The organism is Cellulomonas humilata, from assembly GCF_013359775.1.
GTDB classification, from domain to species: Bacteria; Actinomycetota; Actinomycetes; order Actinomycetales; family Cellulomonadaceae; genus Cellulomonas; species Cellulomonas humilata.
Genome location: NZ_JABMCI010000056.1, coordinates 36,816 through 58,592, shown reverse-complemented (window position 1 = coordinate 58,592; position 21,777 = coordinate 36,816). Strand labels below are relative to the sequence as shown.

General features: G+C 73.2%; 15 protein-coding genes. 12 read left to right on the top strand and 3 right to left on the bottom strand.

Annotated elements, in window-relative coordinates:
* From pth to HP550_RS06340, 9 genes are all read left to right on the top strand, one after another.
* Entirely contained in the window at positions 1–621 is a 621-nt protein-coding gene (pth, locus tag HP550_RS06380) for an aminoacyl-tRNA hydrolase (protein WP_175346756.1), read from the top strand.
* A gap of 115 nt (positions 622–736) precedes the next feature.
* On the top strand, positions 737–2,260 hold the full coding sequence (locus HP550_RS06375; RefSeq protein ID WP_175346755.1) for an exopolysaccharide biosynthesis polyprenyl glycosylphosphotransferase: 1,524 nt from the start codon (positions 737–739) through the stop codon (positions 2,258–2,260).
* Positions 2,250–3,527, top strand: a complete 1,278-nt coding sequence (locus HP550_RS22960) for a glycosyltransferase (protein ID WP_175346754.1) — start codon at positions 2,250–2,252, stop codon at positions 3,525–3,527. Before HP550_RS06375 ends, HP550_RS22960 begins: the two co-directional genes overlap by 11 nt.
* Complete coding sequence (locus tag HP550_RS22665; protein WP_175346753.1) at positions 3,514–4,311, top strand: WecB/TagA/CpsF family glycosyltransferase; 798 nt, start codon at positions 3,514–3,516, stop codon at positions 4,309–4,311. The genes HP550_RS22960 and HP550_RS22665 overlap by 14 nt, the downstream gene beginning before the upstream one ends.
* Positions 4,308–5,249 (top strand): NAD-dependent epimerase/dehydratase family protein, encoded by a 942-nt coding sequence (locus tag HP550_RS06360; protein ID WP_175346752.1) that lies wholly within the window; start codon positions 4,308–4,310, stop codon positions 5,247–5,249. Before HP550_RS22665 ends, HP550_RS06360 begins: the two co-directional genes overlap by 4 nt.
* A 10-nt stretch (positions 5,250–5,259) precedes the next feature.
* A complete protein-coding gene (locus HP550_RS06355; RefSeq protein ID WP_175346751.1) occupies positions 5,260–6,090 on the top strand; it encodes a glycosyltransferase in 831 nt (276 codons plus the stop codon).
* A complete protein-coding gene (locus tag HP550_RS06350) occupies positions 6,087–7,373 on the top strand; it encodes an O-antigen ligase family protein (RefSeq protein ID WP_175346750.1) in 1,287 nt (428 codons plus the stop codon). Before HP550_RS06355 ends, HP550_RS06350 begins: the two co-directional genes overlap by 4 nt.
* A complete protein-coding gene (locus HP550_RS06345) occupies positions 7,366–8,427 on the top strand; it encodes a hypothetical protein (protein WP_175346749.1) in 1,062 nt (353 codons plus the stop codon). The genes HP550_RS06350 and HP550_RS06345 overlap by 8 nt, the downstream gene beginning before the upstream one ends.
* Positions 8,424–9,893, top strand: coding sequence for a lipopolysaccharide biosynthesis protein (locus HP550_RS06340; RefSeq protein WP_175346748.1), 1,470 nt, complete (start codon positions 8,424–8,426; stop codon positions 9,891–9,893). The genes HP550_RS06345 and HP550_RS06340 overlap by 4 nt, the downstream gene beginning before the upstream one ends.
* A gap of 9 nt (positions 9,894–9,902) precedes the next feature.
* On the opposite strand, the gene HP550_RS06335 is transcribed toward HP550_RS06340, so the two are convergent.
* From HP550_RS06335 to HP550_RS22955, 3 genes are all read right to left on the bottom strand, one after another.
* Positions 9,903–11,630 carry a polysaccharide biosynthesis tyrosine autokinase gene (locus tag HP550_RS06335; RefSeq protein ID WP_175346747.1) on the bottom strand — a complete coding sequence of 576 codons (1,728 nt, stop codon included), beginning with the start codon at positions 11,628–11,630 and terminating at the stop codon, positions 9,903–9,905.
* A gap of 78 nt (positions 11,631–11,708) precedes the next feature.
* Complete coding sequence (locus tag HP550_RS06330; protein WP_175346746.1) at positions 11,709–12,752, bottom strand: glycosyltransferase; 1,044 nt, start codon at positions 12,750–12,752, stop codon at positions 11,709–11,711.
* Positions 12,749–14,122, bottom strand: a complete 1,374-nt coding sequence (locus HP550_RS22955) for an O-antigen ligase family protein (RefSeq protein WP_175346745.1) — start codon at positions 14,120–14,122, stop codon at positions 12,749–12,751. The genes HP550_RS06330 and HP550_RS22955 overlap by 4 nt, the downstream gene beginning before the upstream one ends.
* Positions 14,123–14,241: 119 nt before the next feature.
* Here HP550_RS22955 and HP550_RS06320 point away from each other — a divergent pair, with 119 nt between their 5' ends.
* The 3 genes from HP550_RS06320 to HP550_RS06310 all read left to right on the top strand — a co-directional run bounded on the left by HP550_RS06320 (position 14,242) and on the right by HP550_RS06310 (position 21,767).
* A complete protein-coding gene (locus tag HP550_RS06320) occupies positions 14,242–15,411 on the top strand; it encodes an oligosaccharide flippase family protein (protein WP_175346744.1) in 1,170 nt (389 codons plus the stop codon).
* A 123-nt stretch (positions 15,412–15,534) separates the two neighbouring features.
* Positions 15,535–16,215, top strand: coding sequence for a hypothetical protein (locus HP550_RS06315; protein WP_175346743.1), 681 nt, complete (start codon positions 15,535–15,537; stop codon positions 16,213–16,215).
* 11 nt (positions 16,216–16,226) lie between these two features.
* On the top strand, positions 16,227–21,767 hold the full coding sequence (locus HP550_RS06310) for an alkaline phosphatase (protein ID WP_175346742.1): 5,541 nt from the start codon (positions 16,227–16,229) through the stop codon (positions 21,765–21,767).
* The last annotated feature ends 10 nt before the right edge of the window (positions 21,768–21,777 follow it).

Sequence of the window (21,777 nt, the reverse complement as noted above, 5' to 3'; positions counted from 1 at the left end):
ATGAGCGACGGACCGTGGCTGGTGATCGGCCTGGGCAACCCCGGCCCGCAGTACGCGGGCAACCGCCACAACGTCGGCCAGATGGTGCTCGACGAGCTGGCACGGCGGACGGGCGCCACGTTCGGCGCCCGCGCGTCGGGGCTGCTCTCGCGCCGGCCCCAGGCGGCGGTCGCCGAGGCGCGCCTCGGGGTGCTGCCGGGCGGTGCCCCGGGCCCGCGCGTCGTGCTGGCGAAGCCGACCACCTATATGAACGTCTCGGGCGGCCCCGTGGCGGCGCTCGCGAAGTACTACGACGTGCCCCCGGAGCGCACCGTGCTGGTGCACGACGAGCTCGACATCCCGTTCGCCGACCTCCGCCTCAAGCGCGGGGGCGGCGAGGGCGGCCACAACGGCCTGCGCGACACCACGAAGGCGCTGGGCACCAAGGACTACGTCCGGGTGCGCGTGGGGGTGGGCCGCCCGCCCGGTCGGATGGACCCCGCGGACTTCGTCCTGCGCGACTTCGCGAAGAACGAGCTGAAGGACCTGCCCTGGCTGCTGGACGCGGCGGCGGACGCCGTGGAGCTGCTCGTCCTGGACGGGCTCGAGGCCGCGCAGCTCCGGTTTCACACGAAGGGGTGAAGGCGTCCCCCACCTGCGCGAGCATCGGGTGAAACCGGACAGAAGGTGATGAACTACGCGATTGGCGCGTATAGCCTCATGCCCATTCCACTTGGCGGATCGGGGGTGTGGGGCTGTGGCTGCAGAGATCGTGGACGACCTGGACCTGAGCCTCGGCGACCGTCGCGGACGCGGACTCGGCCAGCGCCGCTCCTGGGCCTCTGCGGAGCCCTTCGAGCGCCGCGCCACCCCGTTCAACTCGGCTGACGCGGTCGCCGGCTCCTGGCGCCAGCTCGTGCACTCCTACCGGGTGCACGCCGCGCTGCTCGACCTCGTGGCCATCCTGCTCGTCGCCACACCGGTGATGATCGCGCTGTACGAGCCCGGAGCCCAGACGGCGCTCATGATCGCCGGCGCGACGCTCGGCTTCGTCGGCCTCGTGGCCGTCCTGCACGGCTACGGCGACGCCGTCCTGGGTCGTTCGGCCGCCGAGTCCCGGGTGCTCGTCCGGGCCGGCCTGGTGAGCGTCGTGGTCCTGGTCCTGGCCAGCTACGCGTTCAAGGCCGAGGTCTCCCGCTTCCTCGTGTTCGTCGTCGTGCCGGCCGCCGCGCTCCTCGCGGTCGCCGCGCGGCTCCTCCTGCGCCGCTCGCTGACCAAGCTGCGGCTGCACGGGCAGGCCATGATGCGCACGGTCGTCGTCGGCGAGCCCGGTCCGGTGGCCACGGTGGTCCAGGACCTCGCGGTCGACCCGGCGCACGGGTACCGGGTGGTCGGCGTGTGCCTGCCCAGCGTCGACGAGCAGCAGACCGTCGCGGGCGCCCCGATGATCGGCGCGGTGTGCGACGTCCCGCAGGTGGTCGTCGACCGCTCCGTGGACGTCGTGGTGGTCGCGGGCTCGTACATCGGCGGCAACGGACTGCGGCGCCTCTCGTGGGCGCTGGACCGGGCCGGTGCCCAGCTCATCATGGCCACCGACCTCGAGGACATCGCCGCCCCGCGGCTGACCATGCGACCCACGGGCGGCCTCTCGCTGCTCGAGGTCGAGGTGGGCGCCTCGCGCGGTCGGATGGCGGCCAAGACCGCCCTGGACCGGACGCTCGGCGGGCTGATCATGCTGGTGGCCCTGCCGGTGATCCTCGTGGCCGCGCTCGCGGTGCGGCTGACGTCCCCGGGTCCGGCCTTCTACAAGCAGACCCGCATCGGCGTCGACGGCGCGGAGTTCACCATGTGGAAGCTCCGCACGATGTATGTCGATGCGGACAGGCGTCGCGCCGAGCTGCTGGGTTCCAGCGAGGGCAACGCGATCCTCTTCAAGATGCGTCACGACCCACGGGTCACCTCCGTGGGTCGCGTGCTGCGCAAGTACTCGCTGGACGAGCTCCCGCAGCTGTTCAACGTGGTCCGTGGCGACATGTCGCTGGTCGGTCCGCGTCCCCCGCTCGCCGAGGAGGTGGCCGCCTACGCGGACGCCGTCCAGCGGCGCCTCCGGGTCCGTCCGGGACTGACCGGCCTCTGGCAGGTCTCCGGCCGCTCCGACCTGTCCTGGGAGGAGTCGGTGAAGCTCGACCTGCGCTACGTCGACAACTGGTCCGTCTCGATGGACCTGCTCATCCTCTGGAAGACCTTCCGGGCCGTGCTGCGACCCAGCGGTGCCTACTGACCCGATCGCCCGCGACCGCGGCCCCGACCACACCCTGGACCTGGAGGTACTCGTGACCGAGACCCGGCCCGACATCTCGTTCCTGGAGGATGACGAGCCCGCCGTCGTGCGGGCCGCCCCTCCGGACGTCGTCGACCGCCTCGTGGTCCACCAGATCGACCTCGCGCGCCAGTCGCCCGGGGGGATCGAGACGTGCATCCGTGGCCTCGTCCGGCACGCGCCTGCCGACGTCACGTTCGCGATCGTCGGGGTGGACGCGGGAGGCGTCGTCGAGGACCGCAGGCTCGGGCAGTGGGAGCAGCACCGGGTGGGTGAGCGGGTGGTGTGGTTCCTGCCCGTCGTCCGGCTCGACCCGGGTGACCAGCGCCGACGCGTCCCGCACTCCGTCCGGCTCGCCGCGGGGCTCGTCCGGTACCGGCACGCGCTGCCGGCGAGCACCGTCGTGCAGGCGCACCGCGCCGACGTCGCCGCGGTCGCCGCACGGGTGCTGAGGCGGCCCCTCGCCTACTTCGTGCACACGCAGGAGCACGGGTTGACCGGGGCCACCTCGGACTCGTTCTGGCGCAAGGCGGGCTCGGTGCACGCCCGCGTCGAGCACAAGCTCCTGCGCGACGCGCACTCCGTGGTGGTGTTCAACCCGGACTTCGCGGAGACCGCGCAGACCATCAACCCGGACGCGATGTTCTCGCCGACGTGGTTCGACCCGACGCTCGTGCGCTACCGCGCCCAGGCGCTGCACCCGCAGCGCGTCATCTGGGTGGGCCGGCTCGAGCAGCCGAAGGACCCCGCGCTGGCGATCGAGTCGTTCCGGCGGCTGCTGGAGTCCGCGCCGGACCAGGACTGGACCCTCGACGTCGTCGGCACCGGGACCCAGCTGCCCGACCTGGAGCGTGCGGTCGCCGAGCTCCCCACCGAGGTGGGCCGGCGCGTCCGGCTCCTGGGTCGGCTCGCCCCCGAGGAGGTCGCGACGGCCATGGCCGACGCCGGCGTCTTCCTCATGACCTCGCACCCGGGCTACGAGGGGTTCCCCCGCGTGCTCGTGGAGGCGATGGCCTCAGGTCTGCCGGCCGTGGTGACGGACGGCTCCGACACCGGGTCGTTGGTGCGACCCGGCCACAACGGCTACGTCGTCACCGAGAGGAACCCCGATGACCTTGCTCACGCCATCAGCGAGGCCAGCGTCCTCCACCGCAGCGCGGCCCGGGACACCGCCTCCGTCTACGCCGCCCCGCGGCTCGTCGCGAGGATCGTCGGTGCCCCGGGGTGACCGCTCGAAGGTCTCGGTGCACGTCTCCCGCTCGGGTGAGGTCACGCTGGCGGGTCGGCCCCTGTTCGTCGGGGACGCGGACGCGCTGATCGCGCGGATCGACCAGCTCCTGCCCGCGGACGAGGTGTACTCCATCGTCACGCCCAACGTCGACCAGACCATCGGGATCGAGCACGACTCGGCGCTGCACGTCGCGTACGACGAGGCGGAGATCCGGATCGCGGACGGTACGCCGCTCGTGGTGCTGGCCAGGATGCTGGGCGCGCACGGGCTCCAGCGGCTCACCGGCGCGGACCTGCTCCCGATCGCCGCGCGGCTGTCCTGCCAGCGCGGCTGGCGGATCGCGCTCATGGGCGGTGCCCCGAGCGTGAGCGAGCTCGCGGCCGACCACCTGCGTGACCACTACGGCGCCGACGTCGTCTCGATCCCGTTCCCCAAGATCGCGGACGTGGGCGACGCCGAGTCGGGGCAGGTGATCGCGGACCTGCACGCGGCACAGGCGGACATCGTCTTCGTCTGCCTGGGCTCGCCCAAGCAGGACGTCTGGGTCTCCCACTGGCGCGAGAAGCTGCCGCCGGGGGTCTACGTGGGCGCCGGTGCCGCGGTCGACTTCGTCGCCGGGACCAAGCGTCGCGCTCCGGTGCTCGTGCAGAAGATCGGTATGGAGTGGCTCTTCCGGATGGCGCAGGAACCGCGTCGGCTGGCGGGTCGGTATCTGGTCCGCGGTCCGCACTTCCTCAGTGTCGTCGCCCGGTCGTTCGCCCAGCGGAAGGATCAACCATGAAGGCACTGGTCACGGGGGCCGCAGGGTTCATCGGGAGCACGCTGAGCGCACGCCTGCTCGCCGACGGGTGGGACGTCACGGGGATCGACGCGCTGACGCCCTACTACGACCCCGCGCTCAAGCGGGCCAACCTCGAGCGGCTCGGCGGCGCCTTCACGTTCGTGCAGGACGACCTGCGCACGGCCGACCTCGACGCGCTCCTGGACGGCGTCGACGTGGTGTTCCACGAGGCCGGCCAGCCCGGCGTCCGCGCCAGCTGGGGCGACGAGTTCGGCATCTACCTCGACGCCAACGTGGCGGCCACGCAGGCCCTGCTCGAGGCCGCCAAGCGCGCCTCCGGCCTGCGCCGGCTGGTGTACGCGTCCTCCTCGTCGGTGTACGGGGACGCCGCGCGGTTCCCCGTGCTCGAGGTGGACCTCCCGCAGCCGGTCAGCCCCTACGGCGTGACCAAGCTGGCGGCCGAGCACCTGTGCTCGCTGTACGCCTCGAACTTCGGGGTCCCGACGGTCTCACTGCGGTACTTCACGGTCTTCGGTCCTCGGCAGCGCCCGGACATGGCGTTCACCCGGTTCCTCACCGCGGTCCGCGACGACCGGCCGATCACGCTGTACGGCTCGGGCGAGCAGATCCGCGACTTCACCTACGTGGACGACGTGGTCGAGGCCAACGTGCTGGCGGCCACCGAGACGGTCGCGCCCGGCACGGTGCTCAACGTCGCCGGCGGCACCAACGTCACCGTCAACGAGGTCCTCCAGGTGATCCACTCCGTGACCGGCCGCCAGGTCAGGGTCGAGCGGCACCCGACGGTCGACGGGGACGCGTGGCGTACCGGCGGCGACGCGTCGCTGGCACGCGACCTGCTCGGGTGGAAGCCCAAGGTGAGCGTCGAGGAGGGCCTCGCCCGCCAGTGGGAGTACATCGGGGCCGGTGGTGGCTGACGTCACCTGCGTGATCCCGACCCACGGCCGCGACCGTCTGCTCGCCGAGGCCGTCGCGTCCGTGCTGGGGCAGGACCTCGGCACGGACGTCCGTCTGCGGGGGGTCGTGGTGAGCGACGACCTGGGATCGGCGGCTACGCAGGCCGTGGTCGCACGGCTGCACGCCGAGTCCGACGTGCCCGTGCGCTACCTGGACTCGTCGGGCCCGCAGGCCGGCACCGCGGGGGCGTCGCGCAACGCGGGCACCGTCCTGGTGCAGACCGAGCTGGTGGCGTTCCTCGACGACGACGACCTGTGGGAGCCCGACTTCCTGCGCAGGACGGTCGGCGCGCTCGTGGAGGGCGACCACGACTTCGCGGTCGCCTGGACGCACGCCGACGAGCCGGGCTACCGGATGGCACGCATCGCCCCGGGCCTGGGGGCGAAGGACGTCGTCGCGCGCAACCCCGGCTTCGTCGGCTCCAACTTCGTCATGCGCACCGCGGCGTTCCGCGGGCTGGGCGGCTTCGACCCGGTGCTGCCGGTGTCCAACGACAAGGACCTGCTGGTCCGCGCGCTCTCGGCCGGGCTCACCTACGCCGTGGTGCCGGAGCTGCTGGTGACCAACCGGGTGCACGCCCAGGGCCAGCTCACGGACAAGACGCAGCGGCGCCTCGACGGCATCCGGATGTACGCCCGCAAGCACGACGCGCTGCTCACCCGCAGCGACCGCCGCTACCTGCGTGGGCAGGCCGCGGACGTGCGCCGGGTGGTCGGCGCGAGCGCCCCCGTGCGGTGGTGGTCGACGGTCACGGTGGTGGGGCACCGCGCGGTGGGCGTCCTGCTCGGGGAGGGCCGGTGATCGCGCGCGTCCTCGACGCGCTCCGGGACCGTCGCGACGCCGTGCTCGTCGTCGGCGTCTGGCTCGCTGCCGTGCTCCCGCAGCTGGCGGTCCTGGCCACCGAGGGGCGCGGGTTCCAGCCCGTCACGGATGGCACCGACCGCACGAGCTCCCTGGTCGACGGGCTCACGACGGTGTGCAACGCCGGGCTGCTCGCCCTGTGCGCGGTGCTCGTCGTGCTCGGTCTGCGGACCGCCCCCTGGACCCGGTGGCCGCTGCTCGCCCTGCTCGTGCTCCCGTGGGTCGTCGTGATGGCCGCCGCGCTGGTCGCGGGCTCGCGGCCCCCGGTGATGACCGTGCTGTACCCCGCGGTCGTCGGCGCGGCGTGGGTGGTCCGCATCTCGTGGCGCGCCGTCCCCGTGCTCGGGTGGCTGACCGCCGCGACCGCCGCGCTGAGCATCGTCGCCGGGCTCGTCGTCCCCGACCTGGCCCGGTACCAGGACTACGAGGGCGCGGACGCGGAGAAGTCCGGACCCTTCGGCATCCTGGCCGGGCTGCTGCCCTCCGGGAACAACCTCGGCCTCGCGCTCGCGGTCGGCATCCCGTCGGTGCTCGCGCTGCGGGGTGCCTCCCGGCTGGTCGCCGGTGCGCTCGTGCTGGTCGCCCTCGGCTGGTCCTACTCCCGGGGCGCGTGGCTCGCCGCGGTGGTCGTGCTCGTCGCGGCCGCCGTGCTGGCGCTCGTGCCCGCGCGCCGGCGGGCTCTGGTCGCCGGCCTCGGCATGGGGGTGGTGGCCCTGGTCGCGGTGGTGCTGCCGCTGGTCACCACGTCGGCGAGCGCGATGGCGAACCGCGGTGGCTACTGGATGGCCGGCCGGGACGAGTGGGCGGACGCCCCCGTGCTGGGCCGCGGCTGGGACTTCTACGACCGGCTGGCCGGGTCCGCGGACGACCTCGGCGGCTACGCGTACCACGCGCACAACCAGCTCATGCAGCTGCTGGTCACCGGGGGAGCGGTCCTGGTCGTGGTGGTCGGCGCGCTGCTGGTCGTCGGCACCGTGCGCGCTGTCCGTGCCGCGGCCGTCGGGGACGTCTGGCCCACGCTCACGGTCACGGCGATCGTCGCGGCAGGGATCGTCGAGGTGCCGTTCGGGGTGGTCGACCGCACCATGTTCTGGCCGTACGTGCTGGTGCCGCTGTGCGTCGTGCTGCTCGGTGCCCCGCGCCCGGCCGACGGCGAACGGGTGGACGCCGGCGACGGGGTTCCCGACGCGATCACCGCAGGGCAGGGTGGTCCCCGTGCGTGACGTCCTGGTCTCCGCCCGCGGGCAGGCCGACAACCTGGGTGACTCCGTGCTGCGCCGGGGCCTCCTGGACGCGCTGCGCCCGCTCGGGCGGCTGGTGGTGAACGTCGACGGGCTGCCCGACGGCTACGTGGGCGCGCTGGGGCTCCAGGCGCAGGACCTGCTCGTCCGCGACCGCCGCGAGTGGGCCCGCCGGTCCGCCGCGGGCGCGTGGGGCGGCGCGGTGTACGGCTTCAACGCCGGGGAGACCTACGCGACCCCGGGCTACGCCGGGCACCTGCTCAAGACCGCACCGCTGGTCGCGCTCAGCCGGCTGCGCGGCGGCGCCGGGCTGCACGTGGGCCTCGGGCTGCGGGCGCCGCACCCGCTGTGGGGCCGGGTGCTGAACCTCGGGCTGCTGCCGGTGAGCGTCGTCGCCTGGCGCGACGCCGACAGCCGCGCCTGGGTGGGCCGTGGGTCGGTGGCCCCCGACTGGGGGTACGCGTTCGGCACGCAGGACCTCACGGCAGCCCTCACCGGCGCCGACCGTCCGGTGCTCGCGGTCTCGTTGCGCGGCGACCGGCCCGCCCCGGGCCCGGTCTGGACCGACACGGTCCGCGCGCTGGCGGCGGACCGGTCGCTCGATGTCGTCGTCGTCCCGCAGGTGGGGCGCGACCTCCCGCGGGCGCGGGACCTGGCCGCCGACCTGGGCGGGGAGCTCGTCGCGTGGGACGGCATCGACCACGCCGCCGCCGAGAAGGTGGTGCGGGACGTCTACCGGCGCGCGTCGTTCGTGGTGAGCGACCGGCTGCACGCGCTGGTGCTCGGCCACACCGAGGGTGCGCTGCCCGTCGGGCTGGCCCCCGGGTCGGCCGGCAAGCTGGAGCGGAGCCTGGCGACGGTGGGCGCGACCGGGGTCGCGTTCAGCAGCCAGGACGTCGACGTGCCCGCGGCCCTGGCACGCGTCGACGCCCTCGACGCGCGTCGGCCCGAGCTAATCGACGCCGTCCGCCGGGCGCGCGACAGCCTGGACGGGCTGCGCGGGCGGCTGCGCGGGGCCGTGCGAGGCACCGGATGACCCTGGCCAGGACGGCTGTGCGCGGCTCGGCCGCGTCCATCGGCGGCCAGGGCTTCCGGATCGTGCTCCAGCTGGTCGGGCTCGCCGTGCTCGCGCGGCTGCTCGAGCCGGCCGACTTCGGTGTGGTGGCGATGGTCACCGCCGCGATCGGTCTCGCCGACATCCTGCGCGACTTCGGCCTGTCGTCCGCGGCGGTGCAGGCACCGAGCGTGAGCCGCGGGGAGCGGGTCAACCTCTTCTGGGCCAACACCGGTCTCGGGCTGCTGTGCACCGTGGCCGTCGCGGCGTCCACCCCGCTGCTCGTCGCGCTCTACGACGAGCCCACCCTCGCGCACATCGTCCCGGCCCTCTCGCTCGTCCTGCTCATCTCCGGCATCAACACCCAGTACCGCGCCGACCTCGGGCGCGCGCTACGGTTCGTCGCCCTGGCCAGCTCCGACGTGCTCGCCCAGCTGGTGGGCACCCTCGTCGCGATCGCCGTCGCGCTCTTGGGCGGGGGCTACTGGGCGATCGTCGCGCAGCAGCTGACGGTGGCGGTGGTGGCGCTCGTGGTGAACGTGGTCAGCACGCGGTGGCGTCCCGGTCTGCCGCAGCGGTGCACCTCGATCCGCCGGTTCTTCCGGTTCGGCCTGTCGGTGTTCGGCACGCAGGTGCTCGGGTACGCGGCCAAGAACGCGGACACCGTGGCGCTGGGTGCGTTCTGGGGCTCCTCGGTGCTGGGTGGCTACAACCGCGCGCAGCAGATCGCCGTGGTTCCGCTCAACCAGATCAACGGACCGCTCACCCGCGTCGCGCTGCCCATGCTCTCCAAGGCGCACCTCGATCCCGCCCGGTTCTCGCGTGCCGTCCTGCGTGCGCAGCTGGCCGGCGCGTACGGCACGGCCACGGTCCTGGCGTTCGTCGCCGGGCTGGCCGTGCCGATCGTCGCCGTCCTGCTCGGCCCCGGCTGGTCGGAGGCGGCGCCGATCCTGGCCCTGCTGGCGATCGCCGGCGTGTTCCGGTCGCTGTCCCAGCTGGCGTACTGGATGTTCCTGTCCAGCGGTCGGCCCGGTGCCCAGTTCGCGCTCGACCTGTGGGCGCAGCCCGTGATGGTGGCGGTCATCGTGCTCGGCGCCAGCCAGGGGGCGGTCGGTGCCGCCTGGGCCGCCGTCGCGGTCTGGCCCGTCTACTGGATCGTCGGGCTGCTCGTCGCCAGCCGGTCCGCCGGCCTGGCCGCCGGTCCGCTGGTGTGGCGCGCGGTCCGGGCCCTGCTCGGCGTCGCGCTCCCGGCCGCACTGGCCAGCTGGTACGTGAGCCAGGCGATCGACGGGCCCCTGATCGCGCTGGCGGCGGGGCTGGCCGCCGGGGCCGCCCTCGTCGCCGTGGTCGCCCTCGCGGTGCGGCCCGTCCGCCGGGACGTGGCCGAGGTGGTCACGCTGGTCCGGCACGCGGCGCAGCGCGGCGAGAAGACCTCCCCGCAGCCCTGAGCCGGTCGGTCACGCCACCGGGTGGCGGTGCTCCTCCTCGGTGCCTGGCTCGGACGGCGCGTCCTGCGGGGACCGGGCGTCCCTCTCCCCGTGGTGCGCCAGCCCGGCGAACGCCGCGGAGTCGTGCTCGCGCAGCCCGTCGGAGACCGACCGGTCGTGCGAGTCCTCGGCGGGCGGCGCGCCGACCAGGGGTCCGGCGCCCGAGGCCGCCGCGAGCTCGTCGGGGGTCCCGTCGTGATCGTCTGCTGTGGCTGGTGCCGCGGAGGCCGCCGCCGGAGCGGCTTCCGGAGCTGCGTCCGGGGCCGTCGGAGCCGCAACCGGTGCCGCCTGCTGGGTGCTCGCGGAGGAGGCCCGACGCTCGGCGGCCGTGGCCTCGAGGAGGCCGTGCCGAGCGTCGGCCCGGTAGGTGTAGGTGGCCATGCCGTCGCCGGCGCGCTTGGTGCGGTTGAGCACGATGCCGAGGATGTGCGCGTCCACCGCGTCGAGCATCGAGATCGACTGCTTGAGCTGCTCGCGCGTGACGATGCCGCTGCCGGCCACCACCAGGACGCCGTCCACCGACGTGCTGAGGATCGCGGCGTCGGTGACGGGCAGGAGCGGGGCGGTGTCCACCAGCACCATGTCGAACCTGTGCCGGAGCTGGGCCAGCAGGGCCACCATGGCGTCCGACCCGAGCAGCTCGCTCGGGTTCGGCGGGATCTGGCCCGACGCCAGGACCTGGAGGTTCTCGTCGCCGTACGGCTGGAGGGCGTCGTCCAGCGACACGCGGCCGATGAGGATGGTCGTCAGCCCGACGGCCCCCTCGAGGCCCAGGTACTTGGCGATCGACGGGCGCCGCAGGTCGGCGTCGACCAGGCAGACGCGCGCACCGGCGCTGGCCAGGGTGGCCGCCAGGTTGGCGACCGTCACCGACTTGCCCTCGCCGCTGCGGGAGGACGTCACGACGATCGAGCGCGGCCGGTTGGCCACGTTGACGAACTGGAGGTTGGTGCGCAGCCGGCGGTACTCCTCCGAGCGTGCGCTGGCGGTCGGGGCGATGATCACGGGGGTGCGCGCGGAGGCCTGTGCGTCGACGGCCACGGTGGCCAGCACGGGCACCGGGACGAGCGCGGCGACGTCCTCACCGGTGCGGACCTTCACGTCGAGCGTGGTGCGCAGCGCCGCCCAGCCGAGCCCCAGCACCAGGCCGAGGACCGCGCCGAGCACGATGTTCTGCCGCGTGTGCGGGACGGACGCACGGCCAGGTGGCGTCGCGGGGTCGATCGAGTTGACCAGGACGGTCGGGGAGCCGTCCACGGCGGTGGGCGACAGGTCCTGCACGGTGAGCGCGAGGTTCTTGGCCACGGAGTTGGCGATCGCGGCGGCCGCCTCCGGGTTCCCCCAGGTGGCGGTGATCGTGATGATCGGGGCGGCGGGGTCGGTGCTCACCGCGACGGCGCCCCGCAGCGTGCGGCCGCTGCCGGGCAGGCCGAGCTCCGCGACCACCGGGTCGAGCACCACGGGGGACCGGGCGACCATGGAGTAGGTGGCGACCACCCGCTCCGCGTAGGAGGTGCCCTGGTTCAGGTCACCGATCGAGTCGCCGACCTGCACCGTGATGAGGACCTGGTTGCGGGCGCTGTACTCCTTGGGAGTGGCCAGCGACAGGCCCAGGCCCGCCACGGCACCCAGGACCGTCAGGATGACGACGCTGGGCCAGTGGCGGCGCATGAGCGCGATCAGCTGACGAAGCTCCACAGTGGCCCTCGGATTCCTCGACGTCGTCGGCGGCAGTCCCGCGCGGCGGAGATCCCCCCGTGACGTCCGCCCACTCTACTAAGCGATCTGCACGCTCTCCGGGTGATTCGTGGCGGCCCCCGGGTGGTGCGCCGAGCGCGCCGCGGCCTCGAACGCCCGTGCGTACGACGCACCGATGACGTCCCACGCCCGGGCGTCCAGCTGCGGCCGGCCGACGGGAGGCGCTGCGCGCAGGTCGTCGACCGCGCGGTGCAGGTCGGCCGTGTCCAGCGTCCCCTCGAAGAAGTGCACCCAGCCGGGACCCACCTCCTGCGCGAGCCCCCGGGTGACCGGCGTCGACGGGACCAGGACGGGCGTGTCCAGCGACAGGGCCACCAGGACCACGGCGGAGTTGTGCAGGTCGCGGTAGGGCAGCACCGCCAGCTCGGCCGCGGTGACCTCCCCGACCAGGGTGTCGTCGGCGACGAACTCCAGCACGTGCCCGATCCGCGGGTCCTCGCGGGCCGCGTCCTCGACCAGCGCGCGCCACTGCGGGGTCTGCGGGTTGCCCACCACCCGGAGCGTGAGACCGGCGCGCGCCTGGGCGAACGCGTCGAGCAGCAGGTCGACGCCCTTGTAGTCGCGGATCTTGCCGAAGTACACGAGCAGGCCGGGCACGCGCGCGGAGATGGGGTGGCCGCCGAGCTGCGCGCGGTAGTGCCCCAGCGGGATGACCACGTCGTGGGGCCCCTCGCCGCCGGGCAGCGGGTTGAGGTGCACCCGCAGGGTGGTGCGCCGGTCGAGCCAGCGCAGCAGCGCGCGCTCGGTGCGACCGCCGGGCTCGTGCGGCTCCGGGTTGTGCTCGGTGCGCACGATCGCCGTGCGGGTCAGGCGCAGCCGGAGCAGGAGCGCGACGAACGCCAGCCGCGTGGCCACCCGGCGGGGCAGCGTCGAGGGGCGCGTCCGCACCAGCCACTCGGGCCAGTGCACGTGCAGCACGTCGTACTTCTCGCGCAGGGCGCGCCGCCACGTGAACCAGACGACCTCGACGTGGTCGGGGAGGGGCTCCACCAGCTGGTCGGCGTAGCGCGTGGTGCCGTCCGGTGGTTCCAGCACCTCCAGCACGCGCACGCGGGGCGTCACGCGGTCACCCGGTGCCGCACCGGCTCGCTCGCGGGCGCCGCCCCGCTCGCGGGCACCGCGTCGGGCAAGGGTGTCTCTCGAGCCATCCGCCAGCATGCCGCCAGAACGTACACGGTGGCCATGAACGCGACGGTGTAGAGCATGGTGTTGGCGGCGACGGCGTTGACCATGCTGCCGACGAGGACCGCGATCCCGAGCGCGACGACCTTGCGCGGGGCGCCGGTGCCGAGGCGACGGACCATCGCGACCGCGTACCAGACGGCCAGCAGCGACACGGCGGCGAGGCCGACCAGCCCCACCTCGGCCAGCATCCGGACGTACTCGTTGTGCGGGATCGACTTCAGGATGATGCCGCTGGTCGTCGCGCCCAGCCCGTTGCCGAACACGGGGTGCTCGTGCCAGGCCGCCAGCACCTTGCCCCACGCCTGGAAGCGCCACCCGAGCGAGTTGTCCTGGGTGCCCCCGGAGAACTCGGAGAACCGGGCGGCGCCGATCTCCGAGTTCACGGTGGCGGCCACGACGACAACGATCGCGAGCATGCCCAGCACCACCCGGTGCATCCGGCGTCCCGCCTCGACCAGCAGGTAGACGATCACCATCACCAGCACGGTGAGGAAGCCGCCGACGCTCGCCGTGGTGACCAGCGCGACGAGAAAGACGACGAGCAGGCCGCCGTCGAGCCACTTCCGCCGCCCACCCGCCAGCAGCCGCGCGAACGTGGCGATGGCGCACAGGGCGAACAGGGCGGCCGCGGAGTTGGCCTGGGAGAGGGTGCCCGTCGACCTCAGGACGCCGGCGCTGGGGGTCCCCGTGCCGGTGACGAACTGGAGGAGCGCCACGAGCGCCGGCACCACCCCGATCAGCTGGACGACGCCCGTGACCCGCCCGAACGTCACCGTGCCGGGCGCGTTGATCGTGACGACGGCGACCGCGACGAGCGACAGGACCCGGACGGCCTCCCCGTACGTCTCCGCCGCCCCGTAGGTCGCCGAGCCGGCGGCGGCCGACGCGAAGAGCGCGAGCGCGATCACCAGCACCCGGACCGGCCAGCTGGGGGAGCGGACGAGCACGAACACCGACAGCCCGATCACCCCGGCGGCGACGCCGGCCGAGATGGTGGGCCCGCCCGAGCTGTCGACGAGCGCCCGCAGGACCAGGATCACGGTCAGCCCGAGCAGCGCGACGCGGTAGCCGAAGACGATCACGAGCGGGAGCGTCGCGAAGGCGATCAGGACGACCGACGGCAGGCCGCCCACCCACCCGGCGCCGACGAGCGCCGCGGTGAGGCCGACCACGACGAACGGCACCGTGCGGTCGGCGAGCGCGGCGCGCGCGGAGACGACTGCGCTGCTCAGGCCGGGTGTGGTCACGCGGTCGAGGCTACGGGCCGGACCCGGCGGGGTCGATGGTGAAAAGTCGGTGCTACGTTCGCCGCCATGTCGCGCCCCCGGCCCCTGCTGGCGCCACCCCTGTGCCCCGGGGCCGCGCGGTGAGGGCCCAGTTCCTCGGCATCCTCGTCTCGCGCGGGCTGGGCAGCGGCCTCCAGGCGCTCGCCCTGATCGTCCTCGCGCGGTCCGTCCCTGCCGCCTCGTTCGGTGCGGTGACGGCCGTCATCGCCCTCGTCGGCTTCCTGCTCGTCGTCACCGGGTTCGGCATGGCCGCCTTCGTGCCGCGCGCGCGGGCCCTGGGCGCCGACGACGACGTCCGGGCAGGCCTGCGGCTCAACTGGCTGAGCACCGCCGTGACCACCCCGGTGCTCCTGGCGCTCACGGGCTGGTGGGCGGTGGAGCACCACGCTCCGCTGGCCGTGGCGCTGATCTGCCTGTCGCTCGGCCTCGAGCGCAACGTGGACACGGTGCTCGGCGTGCCGATCGCCGACGGCGACGCGCGGACCGCCGCGACCTCGATGGTGCTGCGCCGCACGGTCAGCCTCGTCGTGCTGGCGCTCGGGATCGTGGCCGGCATCGACCCGGTGGTGGCGTACACGCTGGGGCTCCTCGCCGGGGCGGTCGCCGCCCAGGTGCACGTCCGGCTGCGCGTGCGGGACCTGCCGGGCAGCGCGTCAGCCGTGCCGACCGGGGATCTCGCGCGCCGGGGCTGGCCGTTCCTCGTCGCCAACGTGGCCGGGCAGGCCCGGACGCTCGACGTGCCGCTCGTCGCCGCGGTCCTCTCGCCCGCCGCCGCCGGTCTGTACGCGGCGGCGGTGAAGCTGGTCCAGCCGGTGCTGCTGATCCCGCAGTCGCTGGCCGCCGTCGTGGCTCCCCGGGCGGCCCGGCTCGACCCCCCGGGGGCCCGCCGGCTGGGCGTGCGGCTGGTGGCGGCCCTGCTCGGCGGGGGGCTGCTGCTGGTCCCGTTCATGGTGTTCGCCGAGCAGATCGTCACGTTCGTGATGGGCCCCACGTACGCGGGCAGCGGTCCGGTGCTGGCGTGGACGCTCGCCGGACTGCCGTTCTTCGCCGTCGCCGCCGTGCTGGCCGCGCTGCTGCAGGGTCAGTCACGCGAGCACCTGGTCGCAGTCATCGGCACAATCTCCGCTGCGGTGACCGTGGCAGCGGTCCCGCTGGGCGCCTCGCTGGGTGGCATCACGGGCGCCGCCATCGCTCTGACCTGCGCATCTGTCCTCCGAGCGGGTGCACTGGCGGCCTACGCGCTGCGGTGACTGGAGATCACCCGATCGGACGGGGTGAAGTGTGCAGGAATATGGTGGTCTGTCCAGATTTCGCTCGTATTCTCGCCGGATGAGCCCCCAGACCCTGGGGGCCTTTCTGGATCGGGTGGAGTCATGCAGCGGCGAACGCTCCAGTGGGTCGCAGGCTCGGCGGCAGCCGTGGTCCTGCTCGGCGGCGCCGCCTTCGGCATCGCCCAGAACTGGGGTGTGAGCACCGACCCCGGGGCGTCCGAGCCCACTCCCACCGCGACCAGGTCCGCCGGAGCGGACGAGTCCTCGAGCGACGAGGCGGACCCGTCCGCCGACCCGTCGGTCGACCCCGCGCAGGTGCCGACGACCGGGCCCGTGGAGGGGACGGACCCGGCCGACAGCACCGTCGTGCACGTCGAGGACTTCGCCGAGGCGCCGCCGGTGGCGCTCGACCAGCCGGCGGACCCGGGCGACAAGGCCGTGGTCAGCCTCACCAGCATCACCCGGATCGAGGGCGTCGGCCGTGCCATCGGCGAGCGGTCGGGTCCGGCGCTCGCCATCGCGATGACCGTCCGGAACGACTCGGGAGCACCGCTCGACCTGAACTTCGTGGTCGTCAACGTCTACTCGCAGTCGGGCGTGCCGAGCGTGGAGCTCGCCAGCGACCCGAACGTGAAGGGCTACTCGGGCGTGCTCGCGCCGGGGGAGTCGGCGGACGCGACCTATGTCTTCCGTGCACCGACCGAGGGGGGCCCGGTCAAAGTCACGGTCAGTCACGACGCCGCAGTTCCCGCGGCGGCGTTCCAGGGTGAAGTCACCCCGTGAGGAGCCCTTCGATGTCCCCCTCGTCCCGCACGCGGTCTGCGCGTGCCCTCGTCGCAGCGGCGGTCTCCGCCGCTCTCGTCCTGTTCGGGCTCGGTGCGCCCGCGTGGGCCGACGACCCCCTGCCCTCGGGCACCGGCTCCCTCGACCCGACCGTCACGACCGACGCGCTGCCCACCGTGCAGATCGACGGCGTCGCCTGGGCGCAGATCGTCGTCGGCACCACCGTGTACGTGGCCGGCGACTTCGCCACGGCGCGACCGGCCGGCGCCCCTGTCGGTGAGCAGACGACCACGCGGGCCAACCTGCTGGCCTACGACGTCACCACCGGGGAGCTGGTCCCGGGCTGGGCGCCGTCCCTGAACGCCCCCGCGTACTCGATCGCCGCGTCCCCCGACGGGACGCGCATCTACGTCGGCGGCGACTTCACCGCGGTCAACGGGGTGGCGAAGAACCGCTTCGCGGTGCTCAACGCCACCACCGGCGCCCTGATCAGCTCGTTCACCGGCGGGGCCAACGGCGCCGTGCGGTCGATCGTGGCCACCGCGACCACCGTGTACCTCGCGGGCAACTTCAACACCGTCGCCGGCCAGTCGCGTCCGCGCGTCGCGGCGTTCGACGCCCAGACGGCTGCGCTGCGCACGTGGCGGGTCTCGGTGCAGCCGCGCCAGGTCGACGCGATCCTGCTGAGCCCCGACAACTCCACGCTGTACATCGGCGGGCGCTTCGACATGATCAACGGCGTCGCACGCCAGGGCATCGGAGCGGTGTCGACGTCGAGCGCCGCGACGACCGCGTGGACCGTCAACCCCGAGCTGTTCGCCTACGGGTTCTCCGCCGGGATCATGAGCCTGGCCACCGACGGCAACCTCGTCTACGGCACCGGCTTCGGGTTCCTCACCGACCCCGACAGCAACACCAACCTCGAGGGCATGTTCGCCGCCGACCCCGTGTCGGCCGACGTGGCCTGGGTCGAGGACTGCCACGGCGACACGTACTCGGTGTACGCCAACCCCGGCAAGGACCACGTGTACATCGCGGGCCACCCGCACCAGTGCTCGAACTTCGGCGGCTTCCCCGAGATCAACCCGCGCCGGCACCAGTACGGCGTCGCGTTCACCAAGACCGCCGTCGGCCAGATCCAGCCGAACTCGCAGGGCGGCTACTACGACCTCCAGGGCATGCCGGCCCCGGCGCAGCGCACGTTCTGGCCGACCTTCACGGCCGGTACCTACACGGGTCTGGGCCAGGCCACGTGGAGCGTCAACGGCGGCGGCAACTACGTCGTGTACGGCGGCGAGTTCCTCAGCGTGAACGGCGTCGCCCAGCAGGGTCTCGTCCGGTTCGCTACCCCGGACATCGCCCCGAACGACCAGGGTCCGATGCTGTCCGGCTCGGCCACGCAGCCGACCGCCGCGTCGCGGACCACCGGGACGATGCAGGTCTCCTGGCCGGCAAACTGGGACAAGGACAACGGCGAGCTCACGTACCAGGTGTTCCGGAACAACGGCGCGACGCCGGTCTACACGACCACGCGGCCGTCCCGGTTCTGGGACATGTCACGCCTCTCCTTCAGCGACACGGGTCTGTCCAACAACACCACGTACACGTACAAGGTGGTGACCGTCGACGCCGCCGGGAACTCGGTGACGTCACCCAACGTGACCGCCACCAGCTCGGGATCGTCCGCCGGTGCCATGGGCGAGTACACGGCGGCCGTCCTGGCCGACAACCCGGCCGGGTTCTGGCGCCTCGGCGACAACGCCGGGCCCGCTCTCGACTGGGCCGCGTACAGCAGCGCGTCCGTCGGCAACGGCGTGAGCCGCAACCAGACCGGCGCGATCTTCGGCGACACCAACCGCGCCATGAGCTTCACCGGAGCGTCGAACTCCCGGGCGTACAGCCAGGTCCGCGTGCCCGGTCCGAACCAGTTCTCGGTCGAGGCCTGGTTCAAGACGACCTCGACCACCGGCGGAAAGATCGTCGGCTTCGGCTCCACCAGCGGCACCGCGGACAGCAGCAACTACGACCGGCACGTGTACATGGGTCCGGACGGCCGCGTGAACTTCGGCGTCTACCCCAACGCGGTCCGCGTCGTCACGTCGCCCGCCGCGTACAACGACGGCGCCTGGCACCAGGTCATGGCGACGCTCGGCACCCGCGGCATGGAGCTCTACCTGGACGGCGTGCTCGTCGCCACCAACCCGAACGTCACGTTCGCCCAGGCCTATGACGGCTACTGGCGGATCGGCGGCGACAACCTGGGCGGCTGGCCGAACGTCGGGGCCACCTCGTTCGTCGGCACCATCGACGACGTCTCGGTCTACGGCCGGCAGCTCGACCTGGTCGACGTCGTGCGGCACCAGGGGCTCGGCGCCACCGGCGTGGTGCCCAACCTGCCGCCGATCACCAAGTTCACCGTCACCGGCGGCGAGCTGTCGGCGACCTCGGACGCGACGGCGGCCACCGACCTGGACGGCACCATCGCGGCGTACGACTGGAACTGGGGCGACGGCGGCACGTCGACCGGGATCACCTCGTCGCACACGTACGCCACCGGGGGCACGTACAACGTCACCCTGACGGTCACGGACAACGACGGCGGCACCAGCTCGCTGGTGCACCAGGTGGTCGTCGCCAACCCCAACGTCGGACCGACGCCGGTCATCACGTCCAGCTCCACCGGGCTGACCGGCCTGCTCGACGGGACCGGCTCCACCGACCCCGACGGCACGATCGTGTCCTACCAGTGGAACTTCGGCGACGGCACCAGCGCGTCCGGCGCCACCATCTCGCACGCCTACACGGGCAGCGGCATCTACACGGTCGCCCTCACGGTGACCGACGACGACGGGGTCGCGACGACCACGACCGCACCGCTGACGATCATCGCGCCCGTGGTCGACATCCTCGTCGCCAACGACACGTTCACCCGGACGGTCTCGCCCGGCTGGGGGACGGCCGAGCAGGGCGGCGCGTGGACCTCGTCGGCGGGTGCCGGCTCGGTCAACGGCACGCAGGGTGTCTCCGCGATCGCGGCGGTGAACGGCTCGTTCAGCGCGCGGCTCACCGGCGTCACCGGCACGGACCTGGTCACCCGCTTCTCCACCACCGTGGACAAGCGGCCCGCCGGCTCGGGCGGCGCCATCCTGTCCCGCGGGCGGATCACCCCGTCCGGCGAGTACCGGCTCAAGCTCAGCCTCAAGTCCAACGGCTCGGCCACCGCCAACTTCGTGCGGACCAACACCGCCGGCGCCGAGACCGCGCTGACGACGGCCGTGACCATCCCGGGGTTCACCTACAGCGCCGGCTCGGTCATCAGGACCGCGCTCAAGGTCAGCGGCGGCACGCCGACGACGCTGAGCGCCAAGGTCTGGATCGGGACGGAGCCTGCCGACTGGCAGTACACCACCACCGACTCGACCGCGGGCCTCCAGGACGCCGGCCACACGGGCACGGCCGTGGTGCTCTCGAGCACGGCGACCAACGTGCCCATCACGTTCCGCACCGACGACTACTCGGTGCTCTCGGTGGGTACCGCCGCTCCGCCGGAGACGCAGATCCCGCCGGACGACCCGACGCCCACCCTGCCGCCCGCCCAGACGGGCACGCCGAAGAACATCATCCATCTCATCGGCGACGGCATGGGCTTCAACACCGTCGACCTGGGCAGCGTGTTCCAGTCCGGCAAGACCCTGTACCAGCAGAAGATCACCAACGGTCCGAACCTGACCAAGATCGGCGGGCAGGGCGCCACGCAGCCGTACCAGTACTTCTCGGTGCAGGCCGCGGTGTCGAACTTCCCGGCCGGTGGCTCCTACAGCCCGACGGGTGCCTGGTCGACGTTCACGCAGCCGCTGAGCGGGACCACGGACTCCGCGGCCTCGGCCACGGCGCTGTCCTCGGGCCTGAAGACCAACAACGAGGTCATCGGCAAGGACGCGACGGGCAAGGACATCCGCAGCATCGCCGAGCTCGCCCAGGACGTCGACAAGGCGACCGGGGTGGTGACGACGAAGTACCTGTCGGACGCGACGCCCGCGGCCTACCTCACGCACGACGAGGACCGCGGCAACTACACCCAGATCGCCGACGAGATCGTGGCGTCGAACGCCAACGTGGTCTTCGGCGCCGGCAACCCGCTGTACGACAACGACGCCAACCTGCGCGGCACGCCCGACTACACGTACATCAGCCAGCCGACGTGGGACAAGCTCACCACCGGTCAGACGCCGTACACGTTCGTCGACTCGGCGGCCGAGTTCGACGCCCTGGCCACGGGGGAGACCCCGGAGCAGGTGTTCGGCGTGGCGCACGCGTTCACGACGCTCCAGGCCTCCCGCTCGGCCCTGTTGCCTGCGAGCGTGCCGTTCAGCACCACCCGCAACGCGGACGTGCCGACCCTCGCCCAGATGAGCAAGGCGGCGCTGAACGTCCTGGACGAGGACCCGGACGGGTTCTTCGTGATGATCGAGGGCGGCGCCATCGACTCGGCGGCGCACGCGAACAACACGGCCGGCGTGGTCGAGGAGCAGGTCGACTTCAACGACGCGGTCCAGGCCGTCGTCGACTGGGTCGAGGCCAGCTCGAGCTGGGACGAGACCCTGGTCATCGTCACGGCCGACCACGAGACCGGGTACCTGTGGGGCCCGGGCTCCAACCCGGTCCGCAACCCGATCGTCGGCACCCCCGGCACGGCTCCGGCCGTCCAGTGGAACACCGTTAACCACTCCAACCAGCTGGTGCCGTTCTACGCCATGGGCGTCGGCTCCGCGGCGCTCGCGGCCAAGGCCACGGGCACCGACCCGGTGCGCGGTGCGTACCTGGACAACGCCGACGTCGGGGCCGCGTCGCTCGCCTTCTGGGGTGGCCTGCCCGGCGACGCGCCGACGGTGCACGTGCCGCCGCCGCCCCCGCCGCTCGCGACCGACACGTTCGAGCGCACGGTGGTCGGCAGCTGGGGCACGGCGGACGTCGGCGGGGCGTGGCTCTCCACCGCGAACGCCACCAGCGTCGGCTCGGGCACGGGTGCGATGACCCTCTCGGCCGCCGGCGCCACGGCGAGTGCCCGGCTGCCCGGGATCGCCAGCGCGTCCCACCGGCAGACCGTCACGTTCTCGCTGGACAAGCGTCCGGCGGGGTCCGGCGGCTGGGTGCTGCTCCGCGGTCGCATGATCGACGGGGCCGGCGACTACCGGCTGCGGCTCGCCCTGTCCTCGGGCGGCTCCATCTCGGCCCGCCTCTACCGCACCAACGCGGCGGGCACCGAGACGGCGATCGGCACCGCCGTCACCGTCACCGGGGTGACGTACACCGCGGGCACGCAGCTCACCGCGGCGCTCGAGGTCGTCGGGACGTCCCCGACCACCATCCGCGCCAAGGTCTGGCCCGCCACCGGCACGGAACCCGCCGCCTGGCTGACCACCGTCACCGACAGCACGGCCGCACTCCAGGCACCCGGCTACACCGGGCTCGCCGCGATCCTGTCCAGCACCGCCACCAACGTCCCCGTGACTGTGCGGTTCGACGGCTACGCCGTCACGACCGTCCCGTGACCCCACGGCC

Excerpts from the sequence above, each read along its gene's own strand:
- pth (WP_175346756.1), top strand. The coding sequence starts at position 1 with ATGAGCGACGGACCGTGGCTGGTGATCGGCCTGGGCAACCCCGGCCCG.
- HP550_RS06340 (WP_175346748.1), top strand. The coding sequence starts at position 8,424 with ATGACCCTGGCCAGGACGGCTGTGCGCGGCTCGGCCGCGTCCATCGGC.
- HP550_RS06360 (WP_175346752.1), top strand. The coding sequence starts at position 4,308 with ATGAAGGCACTGGTCACGGGGGCCGCAGGGTTCATCGGGAGCACGCTG.
- HP550_RS06310 (WP_175346742.1), top strand. The coding sequence starts at position 16,227 with ATGTCCCCCTCGTCCCGCACGCGGTCTGCGCGTGCCCTCGTCGCAGCG.
- HP550_RS06315 (WP_175346743.1), top strand. The coding sequence starts at position 15,535 with ATGCAGCGGCGAACGCTCCAGTGGGTCGCAGGCTCGGCGGCAGCCGTG.